The organism is Weizmannia sp. FSL W8-0401, from assembly GCF_038009125.1.
Taxonomy (GTDB): domain Bacteria; phylum Bacillota; class Bacilli; order Bacillales; family Bacillaceae_C; genus Weizmannia; species Weizmannia coagulans.
The window spans coordinates 2,243,548-2,268,586 of sequence record NZ_JBBPAG010000001.1 but is presented as its reverse complement, the minus strand read 5'-3'; the positions used below and the strand labels follow the sequence as shown (position 1 = coordinate 2,268,586).

Sequence of the window (25,039 nt, the reverse complement as noted above, 5' to 3'; positions counted from 1 at the left end):
GGGATGGGATGAAAAACAAGGCGGATGTGATCATTGTTGGCGGCGGGATTATCGGTTCGAGTGTGGCGTACCATTTGCTCGCGGACGGGTTTACCGGCAGGATCATTGTGTTTGAAAAGGACCCCTCCTATGCATATGCGTCAACCCCGCGGAGCGCAGGCGGCATCCGGCAGCTTTTTACAACGGGGATTAATATTAAAATGAGCCGGTACAGCCTTAAAGCCTATCAAAATTTCACCCGTAACATGGCCATCGGGAACGAAACTTTTGAAATCGATTTGAAACAGCGCGGATACTTATTTCTAGCGGCAGAAAAAATGAGGCCGCTTTTTGAAAAGCAGTTAAAGCTCCAGCACCAAAACGGCGTCTTATCTGAATGGCTTGGGAAAACAGAGCTTGTGGCGCTCATTCCCGAATTAATCACGCGTGATCTTGCAGGCGGGCTGTACTGTGCGGAAAGCGGGTATTTGGACCCGTACACGGCGATGCAAGGGTTTATAAAAAATGCGAAACATCTCGGCGCGGAATATATTTATGAAGAAGCGGACTGCTTTTTGGCGGAAGAGGGCCGGATAAAAGGCGTGCGGCTCAAAGATGGCCGGGCGTTTTTTGCGCCTGTTGTCGTGAACTGTGCGGGCGCCTGGGCTTCCGGATTGAGCAGCAAAGCCGGATTGCCGCTTCCGATTATACCGGTACCGCGGCGGATTTTTATGTTTGATGTGGAAAAACCGCTTACAAAACCGTTGCCGCTGACAATGGATCCGACTGGTGTCTATTTCCGGCACGAGGGGCGCAAAATCATTGCCGGATACGGGGAAGAGGAAAAGCCGGCGATCGACTTCAGCTGGAAGCGGTCCGAATTTGAAGAGCAGATTTGGCCTGTTCTTGCGCAGCGCATCCCGAATTTTGAAAAGGTAAAAGTCGAACGCGGCTGGGCCGGCCTTTATGACTACAATACTGCCGACCATAATGCCATCATCGGCGAGCATCCGGAAATGAAAGGGTATTTTGCCGCGTTCGGGTTCAGCGGGCACGGTATGCAGCAGGCGCCGGCCGTCGGAAAGGGGCTGTCGGAGCTGATCCGGACCGGAAAGTATGAAACCATTGATCTTACACCGCTCCGGGTCGAACGGTTTGCGGAAAACGACCTTGTTACAGAAGATGCCATTTATTAAAAGGGCATCTTCTGTTTTTGCCAAATTTTCCAAACTACATGTTATAGTTATAATAACGGAGAGGGAGGGAATACAATGGAGAAACATTACGATGTTATTGTCGTTGGTGCCGGTTCAATGGGAATGGCAGCCGGTTATTTTCTGGCAAGCCAGGGTGTAAAAACGCTTTTGCTGGATGCTTTTGACCCGCCGCATACATCCGGCAGCCACCACGGCGAAACGAGAATCATCCGCCATGCCTACGGGGAAGGGCGGGATTACGTGCCGCTCGTGTTGCGGGCGCAAACGCTTTGGGATGAACTGGAAAAGGCCTCCGGAGAAAAGATTTTTGCCAAAACCGGCGTCCTCAGTTTCAGCCCGGAGGATCATGCGGCCTTTTTAAACGAAGCAGTCGAAAGCGCAAATACATACAACCTCCCGATTGAAACGATGGCCGGCGTGGAAGTGGAAAAACGCTGGCCCGGCATTTCGCTTCCCGCGGGCTACCGTGCCATTTATGAACCGGATGCCGGCGTCCTGTTTCCGGAAAACTGCCTCCGCGCCTGCCGTAAACTGGCGGAAGCAAAGGGTGCGCGCCTGCTCAATACCCAGGTTACAGATCTGAAAACCGACGGCCGGACTGTCACTGTTGTAACAGAAAGCGGCACATTCACCGCTGAAAAATGCATTGTCAGCGGCGGTGCGTGGAACGGGAAACTGCTTGAAAACTTAGGGCTCAGTTTGCCGCTTCAGCCGGTCCGGAAAACGGTCGGCTGGTTTGAAGCGGACGAAGCGCTGTTCAATGCAGATGTGTTTCCGGCTTTTACAATGGACGGATACGAAGGAACATACTACGGTTTTCCAAGTTTTAATGGAAGCGGCGTGAAAGTCGGGCGCCATGACGGCGGGCAGGCGGCTGACCATGATACAATGAACCGGGAATTTGGCGCATACCGTGAAGACGAAGGAGATATCCGGGCCTTTTTGAAAACATACATGCGGGGGGCAGCCGGTCGCTTAAAAAAGGGAAAAGTATGCTTGTACACCAATACGCCGGATGGACATTTCATCATCGATACCCATCCTGCATATCCTAATGTGGCCATAGCCGCAGGATTTTCAGGACACGGCTTTAAATTTGCAAGCAGTGTCGGAGAGATGCTCAGCCAAATGGTGTTAAAAGAAAATGCCGAAAGCCCATTGCCGCTTTTTTCAATTAACCGGGCGGCTCTTGCATGATCATCATCGCAGCGTACACAGCCGGACAGAAAAAAATAGTTTTTTTCATGAAGGAGGAAAAATGTTTTTATCGTATCCGATTTTATCCGCTTTACTTGGAATGCTTGTAGCACAAATCATAAAAGTGCCCATTCATTTCATCACATCAGGGAAATTTGACTGGAGAATGGCGTTCAGTACAGGCGGAATGCCCAGTTCGCATACCTCGATGGTCATTGCCCTTACAACGGCGATCGGGCTGACTTCCGGATTCGGTTCCAATGCCTTTGCCATCAGCATCGTGTTTTCATCCATTGTCATTTACGATGCCACCGGTGTGCGCAGGCAGGCCGGCTTCCATGCAGAAGTGCTGAACCGCCTGCTCGCCGACTTTAACCGCCTCATGGAGACAATGAAAGATCCGGAGACAACAAATGCGGAATCCCGGCAGAAACTGAAAGAACTTTTAGGGCATAAACCGGCAGAAGTATTTTTCGGGATCATTACGGGCATCCTCACTGCCGTGTTGGCATTCATATTTTATCCGTTTTAAAATCGCAAAAAAAGAAAGGCGGCGAAAAGAGACAACGCCATTAAAAAAGTGATTTTGTATTACCGTGCATACAACATATAGAATGCAAAAAGACGTTGAAACACAAATAGCAGGAGTGTGTCAACGTCTTTTTTATTTTTGCAGTGCTTTTTCAGTGGCTTCAAAGAGACAACGCCGCCTTTTAAATTGGGCTTGGAAAGGATGCCAAACATGATTTTAGGAAAAGCTCTGCGCACCTTCAACATGCGGATGTCCGGGGCCGGATGCGTCAATAAACGTTATCCCCGCAGCAGCGATTCCGTCCCGTCGATATAGATGTCTGTGCCGCTAATATGGTTGGAATCGTCCGATGCAAGGAACAAAACGAGATCGGCAACTTGTTCCGGTTTTCCCGGCCCTTCGGAAAGCGGCTGGTCGCCCTCCGGAAATTCAACCGGAATTTGCACTTTCTCGAGCGCTTCCGTACGGTTCGTGTTTTGCTCGATTTTTGTTTCAATCGCCCCCGGGCAAACAGCATTGACCCGGATTTTATAGCGGGCAAGTTCCAAAGCGGCCATTTTCATAAATGCTACCTGCCCTGCTTTTGAACTGCTGTAGGCGGACATGCCGATGTTGGAAAAAATGCGGTTGCCGTTGATCGAGCTTGTGATGATAATGCTGCCGCCGCTATTTTTCATATGCGGGATTGCATATTTTGTCAGGAGAAAAGTCCCTTTTAAATTGGTCGACAACGTTTGATCCCAGTCATCCGGGGACAAATCTTCAATCGGTGTCACTGTCCCGTTAATGCCGGCATTGGAGAACACGATATCCAGCCGGTCCCATTCTCCGACTGTCTTGTCAACAGCCGCTTTCACCTGTTCCGGATCAGCGACGTCGACTTCCAAAGCCATTGCCTCCCCGCCATTTTGTTCAATCCGTCTTTTCACCTCATTCGCCCGTTCCTGTTCAATATCCATTACGCAAACTTTTGCGCCTTCTGCAGCCAGTTTCAAAGCGGACGCTTCCCCGATGCCGGAACCGCCGCCGGTTATAATCGCTACTTTATCTTTCAATCTCATCTTCACTTACTCCTCTCCGATGGAATACGACAGTAGTTTACCCGTTCTTCAACTGTTTGTAACATACAGGATCGAAAAGAGAAGCCGGGCTTTGCCGGAAAAGCATGACGAAGGGGTCAAAATGGAAGAAGGGGACCATTCGATTGGGTGTTTTCCCGGGGCAAATGGGCACGCGCTGCCGTTTATGAATAAGACATTAGCGTTCGGAAAAACGGCCGTTTCCATGCACCGGAGCAATATCACCTCATATTGATTGTACGGATTTTTACGATATAATCAATATATACGAAATTTTTCCGCACAAAGTGAGGTGAATGGATATGGCCAAGCAAAACAAAGCTTTCAAGTTTCGTTTGTTACCAAACAAAGAACAATCCGCATTATTAGCTAAGACATTTGGTTGTGTTCGCTTTGTCTACAATAAGATGTTAGCTGAACGCAAAGAAACGTATGAAAAGTTCAAGGATGATAAAGTCCGGCCTGCAAGTAAGAACAGATGATGAATTCGGCATTTTCAATGAAAACTGCCGGATTTTTTTTTCATACATGTTAAAATAGAAGGTGTATTTAGTTGAAAACAAGGCAGGTGTCCGTTTTGTTTCCTTTTTTCCATCGAAAAAGAAAGGAAGAGCATATTTTTGCGCCAATGGGAGGAGAGGTGACGCCGATTGAGGATGTGCCCGATCCCATCTTTTCCAAAAAAATGATTGGAGACGGCGTGGCAATCAGGCCGTTAGAGGGGCGTGCCGTTTCCCCGTTTGACGGCGAGGTGATCCAAGTATTTCCGACAAAGCATGCAATCGGGTTGCGCGGGGAATCAGGGCTGGAAATTCTGATTCATATCGGACTGGAAACGGCTTCGCTTGAAGGAAAGGGTTTTGAAACGATTGTGCAGGCGGGGGACACAGTTAAAAAAGGCGATCCGTTGATTCGCTTTAATCTGGAATTTATCAAAGCCAATGCAGCGGATACGATTACAGCGATCATCATTACAAACGGAGAGCTTGTAAAATCGCTCGAAAAAAGCACCGGGGTTGAGGCGGTTGCCGGGCAGACGGAAATCATGCGGGCTTGTCTGTGAAACCAAAAAACAGGCTCGAAGCAAGCGGCGGGGAAGGTGGTGCAAGCCGGGGTGCCCTGCGCCGCAAAAAGAAAAAACAGGCTTGTGCAAGCCTGCTTCTTACTTGTATGGTTCGCATGCGTATCCGTCCTTGTCGCCGTCCATATAGGAGCGATAAGCAGGGTTTGAACGCGGTACGCCGTTTGGATATTTTTTGCGCAGTTCTGTACAGTTTTGGAAACCACTGCTCCCGTTGCTGGAACGGCTCTCCCCGCCGGAAGCACTGGATGCGGAACTGCCTTTTTCGCACCCGTTAAAACCGCGGTCTGTTGCATACCCGGGTTGCGACCAGACCCTGAGCTTTTCGTTTTTAGCCCGCTGTTCGGCTTTTTTGAAAGTGCCCAAATATTGATAGGGCGGTTCATACACATAGGCCACGCGCGCGTACCCTTCTTTCAGCAGCTTTTCCTGCACGGACTTGCCGTTTACGAATACATAAGCGAGGAGCCGCCCGTATTTGTCGCGTTTTGCCCCGTGATCAAATTCGATCGTCAGTTTGCCGCTTGAAACGAGCTGCTTGTTCCGGTAATAGGCCGCTTTTGCATACGGCTGTACGCACATATCCGGTTTTTTTGATTCCGGCGTGTCAACGAGCAAATAGCGGACCGTCTCTTCTTTTCCATGATAATAAATTTTAATCGTGTCCCCATCGGTAACACCGGCAAGTTTAACAGCAATTTGCTTGCCTGCCGTTTGCCGGTTTTCTCCCGGCCCGGTATTTGTTTGTTGCACTGTTTTTGGTTCTGTGCCCGTTTTTGTGCTGTTTTGATGCAGCCCGCACCCTGCAACGGCGAGCATCATAGCCAAAAAGAGCGTGAACCAGCCTGCTGTTTTTGTCTTCATTTCCCCTTCTCCTTGCTTTTAAAAAATGTAGCGCCCTTATTTTACCATTTCAAGCGGGTTTCTTTAAGCCATCCATTTGACAATAATACCACCTGGGGTATATGATAGGGGTTGTAACCGAACTACGGGCAGGAGGTCATCCGTATAAATGTATATTGTTTTGCTCGTTCTTGCGCTCATTCTCACGAAAACCGGCTATACACGTTACGTTCCCGTTCGCGGTACCGTGCGGGCGGATTTAAGAAAAGATGTGATTGAAAATAAAGTGGTGGTCGATGTGAGGGATTACCAGCATGCCGGAAGCGGTACCGGGGATGCCATTGTGATTCCGACGGCTTATTTAAAGCGGTTTTCCGGCGAAATTCCAAAAGGCAGTCTTCACCTCATTGCTTCCAGCCGGCTTGAAGCCAATTTCAGCATCCGTTTATTACGCAGAAAAGGATTTCATATTCATTCTTATACTATCTTGGAACCGGGGAGGGAAAAAGGTGGAATACGATGCGCAAATCAAAAACCGTGTCAAAAGAATCGAAGGGCAATTGCGGGGAGTACTGCGGATGATGGAAGAAAAGGACAACTGCAAAGAGGTCATTGCCCAATTGTCTGCCGCCCGGACGGCAATTGACCGGACGATCGGCGTCATTGTCAGCACCAATCTGGTGGAATGTGTGAAAAATGCCGAACAAAACGGGGAAGACGCGGGAAGCCTTGTAAAAGAAGCGGTCAACCTGCTTGTGAAAAGCCGCTGACATCGGCTTTTCCGCAAAATCATCGCTGGCAAGGCCTGCACTTTTCGAAAAAGAGGGGATTTTGTTTTACGAGGGAGGAATTTTGATGAAAGAAATTTCTGCGAAGGAAGTCGAGGAAAAACTGAACAAGGGTGAAAAACTCAATATTATCGATGTGCGCGAAACGGAGGAAGTGGCGGAAGGGAAAATTCCGGGCGCGCTGCATATTCCGCTCGGTTTGCTGGGATTCCGCCTAGAGGATCTTGACCGTTCCAAAGACTATATTGTCGTTTGCCATTCCGGCGGGCGGAGCTATATGGCATGCCAGTTTCTCGAAAGCCAGGGTTTTGATGTCACAAACCTGGAAGGCGGCATGATGGCCTGGACCGGTGAAACGGAATGAAAAATTTTCCTCTTGATCTTGCGGCGCATAAAGCGTAGTATAAGAGTACAAGCTGCGTTGTACGTAATATTAATAAAGTTTTAACCTTTAAACTGTTATAGGGAGTTTAACATTATTGCGGGAATGCCGGGCCTTTTGCCGTTTGGCAGGGAGGATGGCAAGAACGCTTTTGCGGACACCCACTTTGAGGAGTGTGGTTCTAAAACTTTCTTAGTTTGATTACGGCAACTGCGGCACATACATAATTTGTTAAACCCCGTCCTTCTTAGAAGGGCGGGGTTTTCCCATTCAAGAACCGGATATTCCAAGCAAACCGGAGGCATTACCTGAGCCTGTTATCCTTGCGCCCCGGATGCAGTGCCCGGTCCATTTTTTTCACGTTTATCTGCGCTCGGTATTACGGGGTGTATAATAAAACTAACAATGTTTTGACATGCAGGAGTGGGAAAACGTGAACCAAATGAAATACATTGAGCCTGCCGTGATGTTTATTACCATGATCGTCTATGTCGCTATAGCCGTACTGATTGGCATTGTGGCCGGAACCACGGTCGGTTTGTTTTTGAAAGCTTTAAATTTTTTAAGCGGAAAAACAGGTGCGTTGCCCGTGCCTTATAAGATGCTGCTGCTTCCGGTTGGCGGCCTGTTGAACGGCCTGTTGTTGTATAAAATGAAACCAGGGGCGCTCTATATAAAGGAAGCCTGCCAAGTTTTCCGCCTATCTTGACATAGGAGTGTTCTGCACAGAGGAAGGGTACTATATATTTACGCACAGACGCCCTAAGAAAAGAAAGGCCGCTGAAATGCGCGTCTTCTTAACAGATTCTGCGTAAAAGAAGCGTGCCAAAATCGCGCCAATCTTAACGTTGGGCAGTTTTGCGTAAAAGAACTTCGCGGACCGGCTGATCTTTTGCAAGAAGCGTTCAAAAAACCGTTGAGGATCGTCTCAACGGTTTTTGCGGCAGCCTTCTCGCTTTACTCGGTTTCCCCGAGTCCGGTGACTTTGTTCATCACATTTTGAATGGTATCAGCCAGCCCTTTTTCCTCTTCGCTGCCGGTATTTTGCGACTGGACATTTCCTTCGAGCTGGTTATTGTACGAGTAAGTATTGGATTTGTAACTTTTTTCTTCTTCCATTTTTATCACCTCCCAAACATAGGGTGTGTTAATCGGAAGTTTTTTAACCAATTTATGGCTTAACCGGTTTTCTATCCAGCCTATTAAAAATGCGATATAGCGGAACATTTATTCACTAAGTACGTAGACAACGCCATATTGCCCTCATCGGCTCTGCTCCGAATCATTGTGCCAACTGCTTTTTATCCTTTTTTGGTGTGCTTTCATCATGGCATGGATCTTTTTGTCAATGACAAAGCAAATAAAAAAGAAGCGTAATGATACGCTTCAAAATGGAGGCTGCCTGAGTGGAGGGGGACTTTTTTCTCTCTAGTTTGCTGATTATGCTTAATATCCGGAGCCACCCATATAAAACGCTCCTACAATAATAAGCAGGATAAAGAGAACGACAATCAGGGCAAAAGATGTGCCCGTGCTGTAACCACCATCTGTCATTGACTTTCACCTCCTTTCCTTAAGATATCTTGTATTTAAAATATGATGTTTCGAAGAAAGGTGTAAAGGACAAACGTGAAAGGGATGAAGAAAAGGCGAAGTGGCTTTGCTGGCACTACCAAAAATGCCGGCATGGAAAAGGACGATTGTGATAGACCACTTCATTTTTTCTGATCGGTTTCAACATATGCCTAGGAACTGTAACGACATTTGTACGGTTCACTTCCACGAGTGGATGGATGATGGGTTGGAAACGCGGGACAAAACAATTGTGAATTATGTATCTTGGGGTAGCAATTATTGGTCTGCAATACAATTGACACACCTCCTCATCGTAAATTCTCTACATTAAATGAATGAATCACTGGATTGGAATGGACAAACATCTTAATGAAAAAGAAATATACGTTTATGGATGGATGGAAGGACAGAGACAGGGGGCATTCCATCCGGACAAGCAGCAAGAAGTTAATACGCATAAAGCATGAAGGAATGATGGGCCATAATGGGTGAAGAAAAAAGTGGCTTTTTATCCCCACTGGAATTTTAATCAAAGGGGCATTCAGTTTTAATGCTGAATTGTTGACGGAATGCGTAAACAACGGGCAAATCACCCCGGCTGAAAACGAAAAAAACCTTGATGCATCCGCGATACATCAAGGTTTTTAGTAGTCGGGAAGACAGGATTTGAACCTGCGACCCCTACGTCCCGAACGTAGTGCTCTACCAAGCTGAGCTACTTCCCGATTATTTTATTTTTGCTTGCCAGCTCCTTAGCTCTTGCTGACAAATATTATTCTACGACAATAAATTTCGTTTGTCAAAGCCTTTTTTTATTTTTTTTAAAGAAATTTTTTCCGGCTTGGTTTCGGGCCGGCAGCCATTCCTTTTTCAACTGGAAAATAAGAAGGTTTTGCCGCTTGGGAAAAGCTTAAAGGTTTTTTTAGGGGGAATATCATCGGGAATCACCGCCGCCGGTATGATGTCGATTCCCGTATTTTCCAGCGAAGCCAACATTGTTTCTTCATTCGGCATTTCTTTATGTTTGATGGCGCGGTCCAGTAAAATTCATGCAGCTAACGCCGGGCAATCCGGAAACTGAAAGGCCATAAAAAATCACGCATCGTGCTTTTAAAATGACCTTCATTTTCATCACCTTCAGCTTTATCATTCGCCATGAGTGGGTTGTGCTGCCTTTTACAAACAGGCAGGGGGAAAGGCGGGAGGGTTCAGGAATAAGGGAAGGTGCTTAAGTGGAACGTTTTTTCAAAAATTCTAAGGGAATAAAAACAAAAAAACGGCCATAGCAGGGATAAGCACGCTATTCGCGTTTCACTCTGTCGAAATTTGACTGCAGCAAGATGTAGAATAAAATGATCAAACAATTAAGATTTTGTAGAGTATGGTAAAATTGTGGATATTCGTGTATACTGAATCATATATGTTTGACAGTTTTTGCGGATGATGTCGGAAGATGGCAGCAAATGAAAAATACGGTGAGCCTTTGAGCAGGGGAGAGAGATATGCGCGGCAGGAAATTAAATTTCAAGGGAAAAGTTGTGTCGGCGCTCTTATTTACGTTGATTGTTGTTGTTTTGGCCGGACTCGTTGGCAAAGGGGAAAAGATGTCAGCGAAAGACAAAGGAAAAGATGCGCATGCTGTATCACTGCGCACTTTATCTTTTTCGCCTGCGCCAATGACAGTGTTTGCGGGTTCTCCTTTGTACAAATCGATGATCGGGCAACAGCGGCAGAAAAAAGAAGCGGAGAGACAGAAAGAAGTGGCGAAGCAAAACGAGAAAGATTTGAAAGAAAATGCCATTTACTTAACATTTGATGACGGCCCGTCGAGTGCGGCCAACCAGTTATTGGATCTGTTGGAAGCTTATCAGATGAAAGCGACCTTTTTCATGCTCGGGCCAAGAATAAAAGAGCATCCGGCAGTCGTAAAACGCATGTACAAAAATGGAAACGGGCTTGCCTTGCACGGGATCACACATAAAGCAAGAGCGATCTACAGCAATACATCCGCGCCATTACACGAAATGGCTGAGGATCAAAGAATATTGGAAAACGTCACGGGTGTAAAATCTTATATGGTACGCCTCCCGTATGGAAGTATTCCGTATTTAACAGATGAAATGCGCGATTTACTGGATAAAAATGGGTTCCATATTTGGGATTGGAATGTGGACAGCAGCGACTGGGAGTTAAAAGATGCACGGTATGTCCAGTATACGATTCAGCAAATCCGGCAAAAAAAACAGGCAGGGGAAACGCCGGTCATCCTTTTGCATGACAAACCGGAAACCGTTAAATATTTGCCGAAGTTACTAAAGTTTATCAAGAAGCAGGGCTATAAAACAAAAGTACTGACCAATAAAACGCCCGCGGTAACGTTTCCGTGTGAAGGCCGCTGTCATCCAATCCGTCATCCAGTTGAAACGGGGAGAAGATGAGGGTGAAAAGATTTATTGTATTCGGAATGATGTTGCCGGGGCTTCTTTTGCTTCTTGCCGGGTGCCATTCAGACAAAAAACAAGCGGACAGCATATACGAAGAATTAAAGAAATCCGCATCCTATGAAAAAGATTTTGTCGCGAACCAGGAGAAGCTGGACCAATATAAAGAAAAAGTGGCGTCCATTTATGCTGATTTAAACCAACTTGAACTGAATGACGAAAACCGCCCGGAAGTGAAGCGGAAATTAAAAACGGCGGACAGCTATACCGAAAAGCAGTGGAAAGAGCTGAGGAAATCCAAAAAGAATTTCCAAAAGGCATATGAACAATCGACATCCATAAAAGAAAATGTGGAAAAAATTAAAGACGGCGGGCAGCGGAAACAGGCGCAGAAGCTGCTTACCATCATGGATGAGCGCAAAAAATATATGAACACTTTTTTTGGTGATTATAAAAAACAATTGGCATTACAAGGCAAATTTTATAAAAATCTGGAGAAGTTCAGCCCGGACGAGTTAGATAATCAAATAAAAAAAATAAATGAATACAATGGGGAAATGGAACAAACGATTCGCCAATTCAACCAGGATACGAAACGGTATAACCGCGAAAAAGACAAGTATTTTAAAAAAGCAGGGCTTTATTAAATTGGGCGCTTTTTTAAAGAGGCCCGGGACCGGCATTATGCCGGTCCCGGGCTTCTTTTTTTGGGGACAGGAAAACGGCTGGAAAATTGGGTGATACGATGAGATGGACCGTTTTTGATTTGGAATGGAAGCCTGTATATTTTAAAAGAAATCTGCTTTATCGGTCTTTAATTAGGCCTTGCTGAACCAATCCGATTCTGAGTTTGTACCCAATTTGCCTGCAAGCTCTAGAAGAATCCATCTTTGAAAATGCGATTCTGTCTTCTCTATGCATTGAATCAGCTTTCAAGTGCAAGCTTTTATAACACCCTTGCATTTAAATTTTTGCCAAGGCTGTCAGCATCCTTGCAGTGTTTTGTCTTAAAAGAACATTTCGAGCCTAGGTGCGGCTTGTTTTGTCTTTTTGGCAGGTTCAAAAAGACATTTCGAGCCTGGATGCAGCGTGTTTTGTCTTTTTGACGGCTTCAAAAAGACATTTTGGGTCCAGTCGCAATTCCTTAGAGGAGCTCTACGTTAAGAAAGCGCGAAAAATTGACGGTCTTCCTTCACATAGGACGCGTTTCAAGTGCAAGCTTTTCCCTGCATTTTTTATAAAACACTTGCAGTAAATTTATGCCAAAGCTGTCAGCATCCTTGCCAAATCTAGGAATTTTGCTTTTTCAGCAAGCCCTAATTAAGCGAAAATAAAGATTTTAAAACTTCATCCATAAATAAGAAAATGTGCAGAAATGATGCAGTTTGGATGTTCAACAGAACGGGCAAAAAATAGGGGAAGACAATTTGGAGGTGGATAAAAATGGACACGTCCTATGAAGAATGCATCAAAGCCTGCCAGGAGTGTATGGAAGCCTGTAATCAGTGCTACAGTGCCTGTTTAAAGGAAGATAATTTGAAAATGATGGCTGGCTGTATCTGCATGGACAGAGAATGCGCAAATATTTGTGCTTTGGCATTGCAAGCGATGCAAAGCAACAGCCCGTTTGTGAAACAAATTTGCAATTTGTGTGCAGAAATTTGCGAAGCATGTGGGGAGGAATGCAGGAAATACATCCATGACCATTGTAAAAAATGCGCCGAAGCATGCTTGCGCTGTGCGGAAGCTTGCCGGAAAATGGCCTGACACAAAGCCGGTTCCCTTATCAAAAAGGGAACCGGCTTTTGGCAAAATCAATAAAACGGGAATGATGTGTTTAAGTTTAAGCGAACGGAAGAAAATAAAAATTGGATCGCCGGTTTAAAAAGGTAAAAACCAATTTTTCTCATGGCGCTCCTAACATCATGAAATGGATGGCCGGCAGAAAACAATTCGATGTATTTGTTTTATATTTCTTGGTCTCCGGAACAATGCGGCAGGAAATTTAATATCAAAATAAAAAAGCAAGGATCCCAGCCATAAACTGAAATCCTTGCTTTTTGTGATGCGGATGAAGGGACTTGAACCCATACGGTGTTTCCACCACTAGAACCTGAATCTAGCGCGTCTGCCGATTCCGCCACATCCGCATTGTTTTATTTTTGTTCGCCTCATCAGCGACAAATTTATTATATAATGCCCGGTGGAAAAAAGCAATACCTTTTTTAAAATTTTTTTGGATCCCTGGAAAGCTTGTTAAAAAAGGAGCCGTGCATGCACGGCTCCTTTTTGGGAAATAGTTTACGCAGCCATTTCAACGCTTTTTTGTCTGTCTCTTGTAAAAGCACTCACGGCAAAGGTTACAATCAAGTTCAAAACCATGGCGATGATCCCGGTATTTAAGTCTTTGACTGCTTGCGGCATAAACGGCAACAGCGTCGCAACCGTCTGATTCGTGATCGTCACATAGGAAACGACAAGTTCGCCCGCAACAATTCCAGCAAATGCGCCTGCTTTTGAAATCGGGTTATTTTTCATAAAGCTGAATACGATCGCCGGGAAAAATTGCGTAACCATGCTGTACCCCATCAACAGCAGGGCAACAATGGTTTGCCCGCCGTTAAATGTGAAGTAGAGGGCAATTAAAGATACGACCGGAACCAAATATTTGGCAACATTGGCCACTTGTGTTTCATTGGCGGTCGGTTTAAATACTTTAAACAAGTTTTTCGAAATCATTGTGGATGCGCTCATCAACAGCATCGACCCCGGTACCAGCGCACATAACAGACCGGCGGCGCCGATGACACCGACAAACCAGTGCGGGAAGCTTTCAATAGAAAGAACGAGCAGGGCATTGTCGGTTGCTGCTCCTTCAAGTGCCGGCTTTACAGTCAGAATCGCCGCAAAACCGGCAAAGAATACGAACAACAGGATCAACTGATACAGCGGAAAAATCACCGCATTGCGGCGGAACGTTTTTTCATTTTTCGCTGTAAAGGAGGCGGCAAAAGAATGCGGCCACGTGTAAAAACCGAGTGCCGTCAGCAAAACGGTCGAAATGAACCAATATACACTCATCCCTTGGTGCGGGAGCGCAAGAAAGCCGGGTTTTGCCTGGTCAATGGCATGAAACATATCTGAAAAGCCGCCAAAATAATGAACGGGGAGATAAATGCCGAGAAAAACGACGACGGCCAAAACCAATGCATCTTTCATGACGGATGTCCAGGCTGTTCCGTGTACGCCTGAAATCGTGGTGTAAATGGTTACCGCAATCACGCCGATCCAGATGGCGACGCCGGAAGAAATCGAGCCGTAAGAAGCAATGCTGACGATACTGCCGAGCCCTTTTAACTGCAAAACAAGGTACGGGATCATGGCAATGATGCCGATAATCGAAACAAGGACACCGAGTGCGGGACTATTGTATTTTTTCGCGAAAAAGTCGGATTGGGACAACAGCTTATGTTCTTTTGCATAACGCCAAATGGCCGGAAGCAGCCAATAGGAAAGAACATAAGCCAATGAGCCGTACCAGAGTATATAAAGCGTCGGCCCCCCTTTGCCGTAAGCCCATCCGCTGCCGCCAAGAAAAGTGAAAGTCGTGTAAATTTCACCGGCGCTCAGCAAGAATACAAACAATGTTCCAAAACTTCTGCCGCCGGTTGCCCACTGTTCAAGGTTCATTTGCTTGCCCCGGCGCGCCCGGATGCCGAGATAGAGTGACACCAGCAAAAAGATGAGGATAACAAGAAGTGCGCTGTTCATTCGGCATCCCCCCTTTGGTTTTTCGGATCGGTTTTATAGATAATGAACATTACAACCGTCGATAAAACAACCCACAACACGGTCCAGAACATGATAAAAGGCATTCCGAGAATCATCGGATTGGTACGGTTTGCAAAAAACATGCCAATGATTAAAGCAAGAAATGGGAGTGATGCAAGGACGAATTTCATTTGAAAACCTCACTTTTTTTAGTGTAAAAGGCCAACCGGTGAAAAAGCGGCTGATCCTTTTCAGGCAGTTAACGTCAGGATGGCGGCGACGAACGCTTTCACCCCGTAAGGCAATACATCCTCATCCACAGTAAAGCGGGCGTGATGGTGGGGATAAACGATGCCTTTGTCCGCATTTCCGGCTCCAATAAAAAAGAATGTGCCGGGTGCCTTTTGCTGGAATCCGGAAAAATCTTCCCCGCCCATGGTTGGAACGCCGTCTTGAATGGCATCTTCACCAAACGTCTCAACCAGTACTTCACGCAGCTTTGCCGTGACTTCCGGATCGTTAATAACGGGACGATAACCTTTCACGTATTGAAAATCATAAGTCGCCCCGTGCGCTTCTGTTACGCCTTTCACGACGCGTTCCATCAGCCGGATCACTTCTTCCTGCAACGCCGGCTTAAACGTCCGGACGGTGCCGCTGATGAAAACCGAACCGGGAATGACGTTATGCGCAGTACCGGCTATAAACTGGGTCACGGAAAGAACAACGGGATCTAAGGGATCAATATTTCTTGAAACAATATGTTGAAGGTTTGTTACAACTTGTGCGCCAATTGCAATGCTGTCTATTGCTAAATGCGGCTGTGCCCCGTGTCCGCCTTTTCCGTTAATCGTGATGTAGAAAGCATCTGGTGCTGCCATCATCGGTCCTGACACCAACTCGATTTTTCCAGCTTCAAGCGGTGACCATAAATGAGCGCCAATCACCTGGTCCACGCCGTCCATGACACCGGCTTGGACCATTTCTTCGGCACCGCCTGGCAATTGTTCTTCGGCATGTTGAAACAGAAAACGGATTTCACCGGCGATTTGGTCTTTTAAGCCGGCCAGAATTTTCGCGGCCCCTAGCAGCATCGCGGTATGCCCGTCATGGCCGCAAGCATGCATCACACCATCATGCTTTGAGACGAAATCAAATGCATTTTCTTCTTGAATGGGGAGCGCGTCCATATCGGCGCGAATGGCTAAAACACGGCCGGGCTTTGCTCCTTTCAGCCGGGCTACCACACTCGTTTTTGTCGGGCGGGACAACACCAAACCCCCGAAAGATGCAAGCGTATCATATATAAATTGCGATGTTTCGACTTCCTGGAAAGAAAGCTCCGGGTTTTGGTGCAAATGCCTCCGCCAATGGATTACATCTTCCTTGACTTGTTCGACCAATGCATCGATTTTTTCGACTTCCAAAGATAATGCCATATCAGAATCCCTTTCTTATCCTATATTTCTATTTTCTTTATCTATTTAAAGAATTTAGAGTATTATAACATCACGCAGTCTTATATTGCAATAACAAGTTGGTTTCATGTTTAGCTTTTTTCCAAGAAAGTATAAAATGAACGGAATATTTTGGCTCTGTTGCCTGCTGCAAAAAATAGTCACCGCGCAAATAGAAGTTTGGTTTTGGAAAGATTACGTACAATGCATGTTTTCTAATAACCATTGGTTCCATCAGCGGGACTTCCCACTGATGGAAATTTCACTTATCTTGGTGCTCCCCCAGCTGCATGAGGGCGCCAAAATATTGGGATGCTGTTGTAAAGCAAATAAAAGCAATCAGCTCACTTATTTCCGCATCTGTTAAATACTCCTTCAAAACCGCTGTTACATTTGGAGAGGTTTGCCCTTTGCCCGCAAGAAAAGCTTCTGCAAATCCGGTACATACCGCTGTTTTTTCATCATAATCAACGGGGTTCGGTTTGCCTTTTGCTTTACAATACAGGCAGCCATTTTTTTGTGCAAGTGTACGCCGGACTTCTTCTTTTAACTTCGCTGGCAACCGGCCATCCTTTTCAAATTCATGGCTGAGTTTGTTCCAGTATTTCAGAATGGACGCGTTATATCCCAGCAATTGTTGAAAAGGCGTATTCCCCCTTTCATGTAATGGTATCAGTGTCATGCTCATCCCTCCCAAAAATAGTGTAAAATAAAGCATGCAGCTTTTACATATCGATTAAAAGGTATTTGATTGATTTAAATTTAAAAATGGAAAGGAATTTCAAGAAATGGATTTCATTGATGAACAAATCATACATGAATTGAAAGAAGACAGCCGCTTATCAATGAGCGAGCTCAGCAGGCGTGTTCATCTATCTGCCCCGGCTGTGAGAGAACGGGTACGGCAATTAGAAGAACAGGACATCATTAAACGCTATACAATTGAACTGAACCAAAAAAAGCTGGGATATCCCATTGAAGCCATCATTGAAGCGACAATTAAAAATAATCGTTACGAGGATTTTAAAAAGCAAATATGCCAGTACTCGAATGTCGATTTTTGTTATCGTATTGCTGGCGAGGCATGCTTTATGTTAAAAGCCCGCTTCCACTCATTTGAAGACGCAGAGCAATTCATTGATGAATTGCAGTTATTTGCACATTCTAAAACGAGCTTTGTTTTTTCCAAAGTGGTTTAAAACAAGTGCGCCTATTTCAACAGGTATCAAAATTCCAGGGCCTTTTGCCAAATGAATGGACGTACGCTCCAGGCATGCTGAAATAATGTTCAAAATGGAGCATCTATGTTGACATAGTATACGGGGGGATGGTATATTGAAATTGCGAAGGAGGCAAGGAGATGGAGGAATTGGATATCATGATGGATGCCCGGGATGAAGCTCCCGTTTGCCCCGCCCACAGTGAACGGAAAAGCCACCATTCGGAAAAAGTGAAAAAGAACCTGGTCAGCAGGTTGAACCGTATTGAAGGGCAGGTAAGAGGGGTCAAAGGCCTCATCGAAAAAGATACCTATTGCGACGATGTCATTACCCAGATTGCTGCCATCCAATCTGCCTTAAACGGCGTGTCGAAGATCCTGCTCGAGGGCCACTTGAAAAATTGTGTCTTGGAACGGATTCAAGAAGGGGATCTCGATGTGCTGGATGAATTTTTAGTGACCATACAAAAAACAATGCGAAAATAAAGGAGCGATTGATCATGGAAAAAGTAACCTTAAATGTACAAGGCATGTCTTGCGAACATTGTGTCAAAGCGGTTAAAGGAAGCGTCGGCGACTTGTCAGGCGTGAAAAATGTAGACGTTCATTTGGCAGAAGGAAAAGTGGATGTTGAATTCGATCCGAATGAAGTGACGCTTGATAAAGTAAAAGAAGCCATTGAAGACCAAGGCTATGAAGTAGCGTAAATCCGGGCAAAACGGGCTGTGCTTTCGGGCACGCTCTCTTTTTTCAAAAAAATATACCTATAGAGGGTATAAAAGGCGTCAGGAGGAATGGATATGGCCGCATCACTACAGGAAAAAAAGGCCGAAAGCGTCACGCTTGGCATTACCGGCATGACGTGTGCAGCATGCGCCAACCGGATTGAAAAGAATTTATCGAAAGTGGAAGGCGTCAAAAAGGTAAATGTCAACCTGGCGACAGAGAAAGCCGCCGTTCAATACGATCCGAAACAGGCGACTGTCGAAAATTTGATCGAAAAAGTGGAGAAAACGGGTTATGGCGTATTAGAAGAAAAAGCGCAGCTGGATATTATGGGCATGACATGCGCGGCATGCGCCAACCGCGTGGAGCGGGCGCTGAAAAAAATCCCCGGTGTTGTTAGCGCCGCCGTCAACCTAGCGACGGAAACGGCAAGTGTTACATACCTGCCGGGACAGGCAAGCGCTGAACAAATGATTGTAGCTGTAAAAAAGGCCGGCTATGACGCAAAAATAAAAGGCGAAATGGATCCGGACTATGAAAAGAAGATGCGTGAGAAAGCATATAAAAAGCAAAAAATAAAATTTGCAGTTGGTGCTGTCATCTCCGTCTTTTTCTTGTTGCAAATGATCTCGGATATCGCTATGCATTACGGCGGCAGCTTTTCTTTCCATATGAATCCATGGCTACAGCTTTTGCTTGCTACCATTGTGCAAATTTTTGTCGGCGGCCATTACTACCGGGATGCTTACCATGCCATCCGGGGCGGGAGTGCCAATATGGCCGTTTTGGTTGTGCTTGGGACGTCCACGGCCTATTTATACAGCCTTGTCCTTACCATCCTCGGTTCCGGGCGCATGCTTTACTTTGAGGTATCCGCCATTGTGATGACGCTGATCGTCCTTGGCAAACTGATGGAAACCAGGGCTAAAGGCCAAACATCAGAAGCGATGAAAAAACTGATGGGCCTGCAGGCAAAAACGGCCCGAGTCAACCGGGACGGCAAAGAAGTTGAAGTACCGGTTGAAGAAGTCGTCCCCGGCGATATTCTTTTTGTCCGCGCCGGGGAAAAAATTCCGGTTGACGGCGTCATTACAGAAGGGGCCTCTTCTGTCGACGAGTCCATGCTGACCGGCGAAAGCATGCCCGTTTCAAAAAAAGCGGGCGATGCCGTCATTGGGGCGACATTGAACAAAACCGGTTCGTTCCGCTTTAAAGCCACAAAAGTCGGGAAAGATACGGCGCTCAGCCAGATCATTAAACTGGTGGAAGAGGCGCAAGGTTCAAAAGCGCCGATCCAGCATCTGGCAGACCAGATTTCGGGTATTTTTGTGCCGATCGTCATATTGATTGCACTGGCGACATTTGCGGTGACGTATTTTGCGGCCGGATTCACCCCGGCGATCATCAGCATGGTTGCTGTGCTCGTCATCGCCTGCCCTTGCGCCCTCGGGCTTGCTACCCCGACAGCTGTTATGGTCGGAACCGGCCTCGGTGCCGAAAACGGCGTGCTGATTAAGAGCGCCGAGCATTTGCAAATCGCCCATCGCATTACGACTGTTGTACTCGATAAAACCGGCACGATTACAAAAGGAGAGCCGGAAGTAACGGATCTCATCCCATACGGCGGTTTTTCAGAGGAAGCACTGCTCGCCATTTCCGCTGCAGCCGAAAAAGGATCGGAACACCCGCTTGGTGCAGCCATTGTAAAAAAAGCGGCTGAAAAAGACCTGCAACTGCCGAATGTTGCGGAATTCGAAGCGGTACCAGGCCATGGCATCCGGGTTAAAATAGAGGATAGAGAAGTTTTGATCGGAAATAAAAAAATGATGCAGGATGCACGTATCCGGATTGATGATGTGATCAGCCAAATGGAAAGACTTGAGGAAGACGGCAAAACGGCCATGCTGGTTGCAATGGATGGCGCGCTTTCCGGGCTGATTGCCGTTGCTGACACGGTGAAAGAAACATCGGCAAAAGCCATCCGCATGTTGAAAGAAATGGGCATTGAAACGGTCATGATGACAGGCGATAACCGCCGCACTGCAGAAGCGATTGCCCGGCAGGTCGGCGTAGACCATGTGCTCGCGGAAGTGCTACCGGAAGATAAATCCAAAGAAGTGGAAAAATTGAAGCGTGCCGGCAACATTACGGCAATGGTCGGCGACGGGATCAATGATGCCCCAGCTCTTGCTGCAGCCGATGTCGGGATTGCGATTGGAACCGGGACGGATGTTGCGATGGAGGCCGCTGATATTACCTTAATGCGCGGCGACCTGATGGGGATTGTCAACACAATCCGCTTGTCGAAGGCAACGATGCGGAAAATCCGCCAGAACCTGTTCTGGGCTTTTGCTTACAATGTGGTTCTGATCCCGGTGGCAGCATTCGGGCTGTTAAATCCGATCCTGGCCGGAGCTGCCATGGCCTTCAGTTCTGTGTCAGTTGTGGGCAATACCCTGTTCTTGCGCAAATGGCAGCCGGTATAAAACGACATATAGAAAATAAATAAGCCGTTATTTTGGTCGATCAAAATAACGGCTTTTTTGTTTCATTTTTTTGAATGGAGACACCTAATCCGTACTCTGTATGCAATAATATATCAGATCAGTTTGCTTTTAAAAATGATTTGAAATTTGCTGATAACAGAATGGACATGTCCAAATGGATTAACAATGTTTGTTTTAACCGCGGCACTCGTTGTGGAGAAGATTGCATACGGGCAAGCAATCATAGCGGGCATCGGCGGTTTCTCATATGATACTGGATATCCTGGGAGTGGTGAATGAAACTTGAATAGGATTCAAAGAATTAAAAACACCTATTATGCGTTCAATATTTTGTATAACATGGGGATTATGTTGTTTGGCGGGACGTTATATTTATATATGAAGTCCATCCATGATAGTTATGCTGATATTAATCTGTTTTTATCCATTTTTTGGATTGTTGGTTTTATTACGGAAATCCCGTCCAGCGTGATTGCGGATACTTTTGGAAGGAAAAAAACGCTGATTAGCAGTTGCGTGATCAGGAGTATTGGCCTGTTCCTGCTGTTTTTTGATTGGGGAAATATGGTTTTTCTTATTCTAAGTGCGATTTTTACCTTGCCTGGCGAATCTTTAAGATCGGGCACAGTGGATTCATGGATGATAGATAGCATTCGTGAGGAAGAATAGGATTATCCGTTTGAAAAAGTATTTTCTAATAACCAAGTATTCGGGACAACTTTCACCTTATTAGCGGGATATGTTGGTACACAAGTTTTAGGGAATATCGATTTTAGCTATCCTGTTTTAGCGGGGGCTATTTTACTTTTATGCCCCATGGCCGTAGCCGTATTCTTTATGAAAGAACCGGCGCCGGTGGAACAAAAACAAGCAGGCACTTGAAAGCTGATTCAGCATCACCATGCATTTTCGCAGATGCCTGATTTTAAATATTGAGGCAAAGCTTGCTGGCAAATCGGATTCGTTCAGCAAACCCTAATGATTGGGAAATGAATCATTCGTATCATCAATCCGTTAAGATAAAAGAAGATCAAACTTTTTTGCAATTGATGGAATGTACACCATTGCGCCAATGCGGGATAGATGTTATCATAGATAGAGCATTACCGTGAAACGCGGATGGTTTTGACAATGGAATAGATTGTCTTAAAGGAGGAGCCTGTCACCAAGGGATACGTATGTCCCGCGGTGGCAGGCTTTTTTGCTTTCCGAAAAAAATGAAAGGGAGTGGTTTGATGGTAATGGGATTGACGGTTATTTTGTTATTGGTCCTGTTCCTGCCGTTTACAAAAATAGTGGAAAGGAATCTGGAAGCCTTTTTGTTCGTAATGGGCGTGGCAGCTTGTATTGTCAGCCGGTCATTTTCCTGGCATCTAGTGCAGGAAGCTCTTGTCCACCCGCTCAATATCACGATTGCTGTGCTTGCGATGGGGCTTTTGTTCCGCTGGTTTGAGAAACCGATCGAAAAAGGGATCAGGCGGATCAGCCATGCGATGCCGTTTCGTTTGTTTATTGCGCTCTTTGTCATCATACTCGGTTTGCTGTCGAGCGTCATCACCGCCATTGTTGCCGCCATCATTCTTGTAGCGGTCATCCGTTTTTTGCGGCTTGACCGGAAGACGGAAGTCCGTTTGGTTGTCCTTGCCTGTTTCGCCATTGGCCTCGGGGCTGTGCTCACGCCGATCGGGGAGCCGCTTTCCACCATTGTCGTGAGCAAACTGGATGCAGACTTTTTTTACTTGCTGAGACTTACCGGCACTTCAGTGATCCCGGCTGTCATTGTTTTCGGTGTGCTGGCTGCTTTGATCGTCAAACCGGGGCAGTATTCAAGCGCCATGGAAACCGCGGCGGGAAAAGAACCGGGCATGGCCACCACGGAGGATGGAGGGTTAAAAGCTGAAGCGGCTTCAGAATCATACAAGGAAATTGTCATCCGCAGTTTCAAGATTTACTTGTTTGTAATGGCGCTCACTTTGCTCGGGGCAGGATTTGAACCATTTATTGAAGCCTATTTGCTGGATCTCAGCCCGCGTGTCCTGTATTGGATCAATATGGTTTCCGCTGTTTTGGATAATGCCACCCTTGCCGCAGCCGAAATCAGCCCGGCGATGAATGATAAGGCGATTCAAGATATTTTGATGGGCCTGCTGATAAGCGGCGGAATGCTTGTGCCGGGGAATATTCCGAATATCATTGCCGCGGGAAAATTAAAAATCTCAAGCCTTGAATATGCGCGCTTTGCATTCCCGCTTGGCCTGGCAGCAATGGTCGTTTATTTTGTGATCATGCTTTTCCTGGTTTAAAATAAGGGCTTCGTAACGAAGTCCTTATTTGCCGGCAGGGGCAAAGATGGAGAAAATCCGGCTGCTGCTGAATATCCGGAACCCTTGGGCCTGGCCGGGAAAAGCAAGCGGTTTTTGCCCAGTAAAAAGCTCAATTCAGCTCTCTACTTCTGCAGCTGCAACTTCATCCATGCCGGAAATATGGCGGTATACATCCACCGTTGTATGTTTGTAGCTCGCCCGCGCCTTTAAATCGACTAAATGGGTTTGATCTTTTAAATCTTTGATCCGGATATTTTCAATTGTAATTTGCTGCTTCTCAATCGCATCGAGGACGCATGGTATGGCATCCCTGTTGCGGACGATAACTTTTATAATCAGGTCTTTATTGCGCAACTTTGTTTGCGCTGCTTTGCCCATTAAATAAGGGATGATTTCCACGCTGATGATAATGAGCACGACGCCGGCAATCGCCTCCATATAAAAACCGGCCCCGACAGCAATCCCGATGCCGCTCGCCCCCCAAATCATGGCGGCGGTGGTCAGGCCTGTAATGGTGTCATTGTCTTTTTTTAAAATCACCCCTGCCCCGAGAAAACCGATCCCGGAAACGATTTGTGCGGCAAGCCGGAGCGGGTCCATTGTAATCTGCACACTATGGGCATGGTTGAAAAGATAGGCAGACTGAATGGAAACAATGGTAAGGAGGCAACTGATAATTGAGATGACAAGGCTGGTTTTCAGTCCGAGCGGTTTCCGTTTTAATTCTCTTTCCAGCCCGATAATCAGCCCCAGCACGGCTGTAATTCCCAGTTTATATAAAATTTCCAAATCCCCAAAAACCATCCGGCTTCCCCCCCTTGTAAAAAATACTGTTCAATGCTGCTTCTGCGCTATAAAATAAAAGTAAATAATCAAAAAAAGGAGAATTCGCAATTTGAATCCTTATATTGCTTTAATCGCGGGCGTACTTGCTGTCACATCCTCCGCCATTTTGGTAAAATACAGCACGGCGGATGCCGGTGTGATTGCTTTTTACCGGTTATTCTTTACCACCATCATCATGCTGCCAATCTTTCTGACAGCCAGAAAGAAAGCGAAAATGCGCATGCTGAAAAAAGATTTGCTCTTTTCCATCAGTTCCGGGGCATTGCTCGCTTTCCATTTTATTTTATGGTTTGAATCGCTGGATTTGACATCGGTTGCAAGTTCGACTATCCTTGTGACATTGCAGCCGGTTTTTGCATTTGCCGGCAGCTATTTTATTTTCCGGGAACCGCTCTCTCTTAAGGCGATTGTTTGTGCTGCATTTTCCATTTTCGGGAGCATCCTGATCAGCTGGGGCGATTTTTTCATCAGCGGAAAAGCGCTATACGGCGATGTTTTGGCGCTCGTCTCCTGCCTTTTTGTGACAGCTTATATGATGATCGGCCAGTACGTGCGGAAAAGGGCAGATGTAGTTCCATACACATTTATCGTCTACCTCGCATCAACGGTGGTGCTGTTTTTCTATGTGCTTTTTGCAGGAGAAGCTTTTTACCCGTATTCCGCCCGCAACTGGATCTGTTTTCTCCTATTGGCCGTTTTGCCAACGCTTGCCGGGCACTCTGTTTTTAGCTGGGTTATCAAATGGATCAGTGCATCGGTTGTTTCTGTCGCGATCTTATTTGAACCGGTAGGCGCAGCCATTTTGGCATATTTGCTTTTTGGCGAAAAAATATCCTGGTTCCAGGCAATTGGCGGGATCATCATTTTGCTGAGCATTGCCTATTTTTTGGCCCGGGATCATGCTGAAAACCGCCGCGCTGTCAGGCTGAATGAAAAAAGCGAACCGGCCCGTTAGCCCCGGAACGCTTAAGACTTCGCCACACTTGCGAGCGTTGAAAGCTTCGTGCACCCCGTGATAAAGCGAAGAACACAAAAACGCAAGAAAGTTTTGTATATAAAAATAGTATACCGTGCC

Annotated in this window: 27 protein-coding genes, 2 tRNA genes, 1 other RNA gene and 1 pseudogene; 19 read left to right on the top strand and 12 right to left on the bottom strand. The window is 46.2% G+C overall.

Annotated features, from left to right (window positions below):
* Nucleotides 1-8: 8 nt before the first annotated feature.
* From NSU00_RS11175 to NSU00_RS11165, 3 genes are all read left to right on the top strand, one after another.
* Nucleotides 9-1,175, top strand: a complete 1,167-nt coding sequence (locus NSU00_RS11175; RefSeq protein WP_340703688.1) for an NAD(P)/FAD-dependent oxidoreductase — start codon at nt 9-11, stop codon at nt 1,173-1,175.
* A gap of 75 nt (nt 1,176-1,250) precedes the next feature.
* Nucleotides 1,251-2,393, top strand: coding sequence for an N-methyl-L-tryptophan oxidase (gene solA, locus NSU00_RS11170; protein ID WP_340703687.1), 1,143 nt, complete (start codon nt 1,251-1,253; stop codon nt 2,391-2,393).
* A 61-nt stretch (nt 2,394-2,454) separates the two neighbouring features.
* Nucleotides 2,455-2,925 (top strand): divergent PAP2 family protein, encoded by a 471-nt coding sequence (locus NSU00_RS11165; protein ID WP_017554802.1) that lies wholly within the window; start codon nt 2,455-2,457, stop codon nt 2,923-2,925.
* Nucleotides 2,926-3,203: 278 nt separating this feature from the next.
* On the opposite strand, the gene NSU00_RS11160 is transcribed toward NSU00_RS11165, so the two are convergent.
* Nucleotides 3,204-3,986, bottom strand: coding sequence for an SDR family oxidoreductase (locus NSU00_RS11160; RefSeq protein ID WP_340703686.1), 783 nt, complete (start codon nt 3,984-3,986; stop codon nt 3,204-3,206).
* A gap of 320 nt (nt 3,987-4,306) precedes the next feature.
* Between NSU00_RS11160 and NSU00_RS11155 the strand changes: the two are divergent.
* A pseudogene (locus NSU00_RS11155) lies at nt 4,307-4,459 on the top strand (helix-turn-helix domain-containing protein); the annotation flags it as partial.
* Between the two features lie 98 nt (nt 4,460-4,557).
* On the top strand, nt 4,558-5,067 hold the full coding sequence (locus NSU00_RS11150; protein ID WP_019721441.1) for a PTS sugar transporter subunit IIA: 510 nt from the start codon (nt 4,558-4,560) through the stop codon (nt 5,065-5,067).
* Between the two features lie 99 nt (nt 5,068-5,166).
* Here NSU00_RS11150 and NSU00_RS11145 read toward each other — a convergent pair whose 3' ends face one another.
* Nucleotides 5,167-5,949, bottom strand: coding sequence for a thermonuclease family protein (locus NSU00_RS11145; protein WP_061565791.1), 783 nt, complete (start codon nt 5,947-5,949; stop codon nt 5,167-5,169).
* A 488-nt stretch (nt 5,950-6,437) separates the two neighbouring features.
* Between NSU00_RS11145 and NSU00_RS11140 the strand changes: the two genes are divergently transcribed.
* The 4 genes from NSU00_RS11140 (at nt 6,438) to NSU00_RS11125 (ending at nt 7,807) form a co-directional block, all read left to right on the top strand.
* Nucleotides 6,438-6,698, top strand: coding sequence for a metal-sensitive transcriptional regulator (locus tag NSU00_RS11140; RefSeq protein WP_133537383.1), 261 nt, complete (start codon nt 6,438-6,440; stop codon nt 6,696-6,698).
* Between the two features lie 85 nt (nt 6,699-6,783).
* Entirely contained in the window at nt 6,784-7,080 is a 297-nt protein-coding gene (locus NSU00_RS11135) for a rhodanese-like domain-containing protein (protein WP_029143018.1), read from the top strand.
* Nucleotides 7,081-7,126: 46 nt separating this feature from the next.
* A non-coding RNA gene (ssrS, locus tag NSU00_RS11130) (6S RNA) lies at nt 7,127-7,321 on the top strand.
* Nucleotides 7,322-7,531: 210 nt separating this feature from the next.
* On the top strand, nt 7,532-7,807 hold the full coding sequence (locus NSU00_RS11125; RefSeq protein ID WP_328192642.1) for a hypothetical protein: 276 nt from the start codon (nt 7,532-7,534) through the stop codon (nt 7,805-7,807).
* Between the two features lie 248 nt (nt 7,808-8,055).
* Here NSU00_RS11125 and NSU00_RS11120 read toward each other — a convergent pair whose 3' ends face one another.
* The 3 genes from NSU00_RS11120 to NSU00_RS11110 form a co-directional block, all read right to left on the bottom strand.
* The gene (locus NSU00_RS11120; protein WP_340702823.1) at nt 8,056-8,217 is read right to left on the bottom strand and encodes a hypothetical protein; all 162 of its coding nucleotides are present in this window, start codon (nt 8,215-8,217) and stop codon (nt 8,056-8,058) included.
* A gap of 327 nt (nt 8,218-8,544) precedes the next feature.
* Entirely contained in the window at nt 8,545-8,652 is a 108-nt protein-coding gene (locus NSU00_RS11115) for a YjcZ family sporulation protein (protein WP_073193886.1), read from the bottom strand.
* Between the two features lie 672 nt (nt 8,653-9,324).
* Nucleotides 9,325-9,398 (bottom strand) — tRNA-Pro (locus tag NSU00_RS11110).
* 777 nt (nt 9,399-10,175) lie between these two features.
* Here NSU00_RS11110 and NSU00_RS11105 point away from each other — a divergent pair.
* The 3 genes from NSU00_RS11105 to NSU00_RS11095 all read left to right on the top strand — a co-directional run bounded on the left by NSU00_RS11105 (nt 10,176) and on the right by NSU00_RS11095 (nt 12,881).
* Nucleotides 10,176-11,111 (top strand): polysaccharide deacetylase family protein, encoded by a 936-nt coding sequence (locus NSU00_RS11105; RefSeq protein WP_029143011.1) that lies wholly within the window; start codon nt 10,176-10,178, stop codon nt 11,109-11,111.
* Entirely contained in the window at nt 11,108-11,761 is a 654-nt protein-coding gene (locus tag NSU00_RS11100) for a YkyA family protein (protein WP_029143012.1), read from the top strand. Before NSU00_RS11105 ends, NSU00_RS11100 begins: the two co-directional genes overlap by 4 nt.
* 796 nt (nt 11,762-12,557) lie before the next feature.
* Nucleotides 12,558-12,881 carry a four-helix bundle copper-binding protein gene (locus NSU00_RS11095; RefSeq protein WP_340703685.1) on the top strand — a complete coding sequence of 108 codons (324 nt, stop codon included), beginning with the start codon at nt 12,558-12,560 and terminating at the stop codon, nt 12,879-12,881.
* A 299-nt stretch (nt 12,882-13,180) separates the two neighbouring features.
* On the opposite strand, the gene NSU00_RS11090 is transcribed toward NSU00_RS11095, so the two are convergent.
* From NSU00_RS11090 to NSU00_RS11065, 6 genes are all read right to left on the bottom strand, one after another.
* A tRNA-Leu gene (locus NSU00_RS11090) sits at nt 13,181-13,264 on the bottom strand.
* A gap of 151 nt (nt 13,265-13,415) precedes the next feature.
* The gene (locus NSU00_RS11085; RefSeq protein WP_019720164.1) at nt 13,416-14,885 is read right to left on the bottom strand and encodes a sodium:solute symporter family protein; all 1,470 of its coding nucleotides are present in this window, start codon (nt 14,883-14,885) and stop codon (nt 13,416-13,418) included.
* On the bottom strand, nt 14,882-15,076 hold the full coding sequence (locus tag NSU00_RS11080) for a DUF3311 domain-containing protein (protein WP_013860056.1): 195 nt from the start codon (nt 15,074-15,076) through the stop codon (nt 14,882-14,884). The genes NSU00_RS11085 and NSU00_RS11080 overlap by 4 nt, the downstream gene beginning before the upstream one ends.
* A gap of 60 nt (nt 15,077-15,136) precedes the next feature.
* Nucleotides 15,137-16,324, bottom strand: coding sequence for a M20 family metallopeptidase (locus NSU00_RS11075; RefSeq protein ID WP_340703684.1), 1,188 nt, complete (start codon nt 16,322-16,324; stop codon nt 15,137-15,139).
* Between the two features lie 70 nt (nt 16,325-16,394).
* Nucleotides 16,395-16,577 carry a hypothetical protein gene (locus tag NSU00_RS11070; RefSeq protein ID WP_340703683.1) on the bottom strand — a complete coding sequence of 61 codons (183 nt, stop codon included), beginning with the start codon at nt 16,575-16,577 and terminating at the stop codon, nt 16,395-16,397.
* A gap of 27 nt (nt 16,578-16,604) precedes the next feature.
* Nucleotides 16,605-17,024, bottom strand: a complete 420-nt coding sequence (locus tag NSU00_RS11065) for a carboxymuconolactone decarboxylase family protein (RefSeq protein ID WP_041819301.1) — start codon at nt 17,022-17,024, stop codon at nt 16,605-16,607.
* Nucleotides 17,025-17,130: 106 nt separating this feature from the next.
* On the opposite strand from NSU00_RS11065, the gene NSU00_RS11060 reads away from it, so the two are divergent.
* From NSU00_RS11060 to NSU00_RS11035, 6 genes are all read left to right on the top strand, one after another.
* Nucleotides 17,131-17,541, top strand: coding sequence for an Lrp/AsnC family transcriptional regulator (locus NSU00_RS11060; RefSeq protein WP_017551011.1), 411 nt, complete (start codon nt 17,131-17,133; stop codon nt 17,539-17,541).
* 161 nt (nt 17,542-17,702) lie between these two features.
* The gene (locus NSU00_RS11055; RefSeq protein ID WP_013860052.1) at nt 17,703-18,047 is read left to right on the top strand and encodes a metal-sensitive transcriptional regulator; all 345 of its coding nucleotides are present in this window, start codon (nt 17,703-17,705) and stop codon (nt 18,045-18,047) included.
* Between the two features lie 14 nt (nt 18,048-18,061).
* Nucleotides 18,062-18,268, top strand: coding sequence for a copper chaperone CopZ (gene copZ / locus NSU00_RS11050; RefSeq protein WP_029142726.1), 207 nt, complete (start codon nt 18,062-18,064; stop codon nt 18,266-18,268).
* Between the two features lie 93 nt (nt 18,269-18,361).
* The gene (locus tag NSU00_RS11045; protein ID WP_340703682.1) at nt 18,362-20,773 is read left to right on the top strand and encodes a heavy metal translocating P-type ATPase; all 2,412 of its coding nucleotides are present in this window, start codon (nt 18,362-18,364) and stop codon (nt 20,771-20,773) included.
* 303 nt (nt 20,774-21,076) lie between these two features.
* Nucleotides 21,077-21,463, top strand: a complete 387-nt coding sequence (locus tag NSU00_RS11040) for an MFS transporter (protein WP_340703681.1) — start codon at nt 21,077-21,079, stop codon at nt 21,461-21,463.
* 566 nt (nt 21,464-22,029) lie between these two features.
* Nucleotides 22,030-23,097, top strand: coding sequence for a DUF1646 family protein (locus NSU00_RS11035; protein ID WP_340703680.1), 1,068 nt, complete (start codon nt 22,030-22,032; stop codon nt 23,095-23,097).
* A 135-nt stretch (nt 23,098-23,232) separates the two neighbouring features.
* Here the strand turns inward: NSU00_RS11035 and NSU00_RS11030 are convergent, their stop codons facing one another.
* Entirely contained in the window at nt 23,233-23,922 is a 690-nt protein-coding gene (locus NSU00_RS11030; RefSeq protein ID WP_029142729.1) for an MgtC/SapB family protein, read from the bottom strand.
* Nucleotides 23,923-24,013: 91 nt separating this feature from the next.
* Here NSU00_RS11030 and NSU00_RS11025 point away from each other — a divergent pair, with 91 nt between their 5' ends.
* Nucleotides 24,014-24,919: a DMT family transporter gene (locus NSU00_RS11025; RefSeq protein WP_340703679.1), complete on the top strand. Its 906-nt coding sequence runs from the start codon at nt 24,014-24,016 to the stop codon at nt 24,917-24,919.
* Nucleotides 24,920-25,039 lie beyond the last annotated feature (120 nt).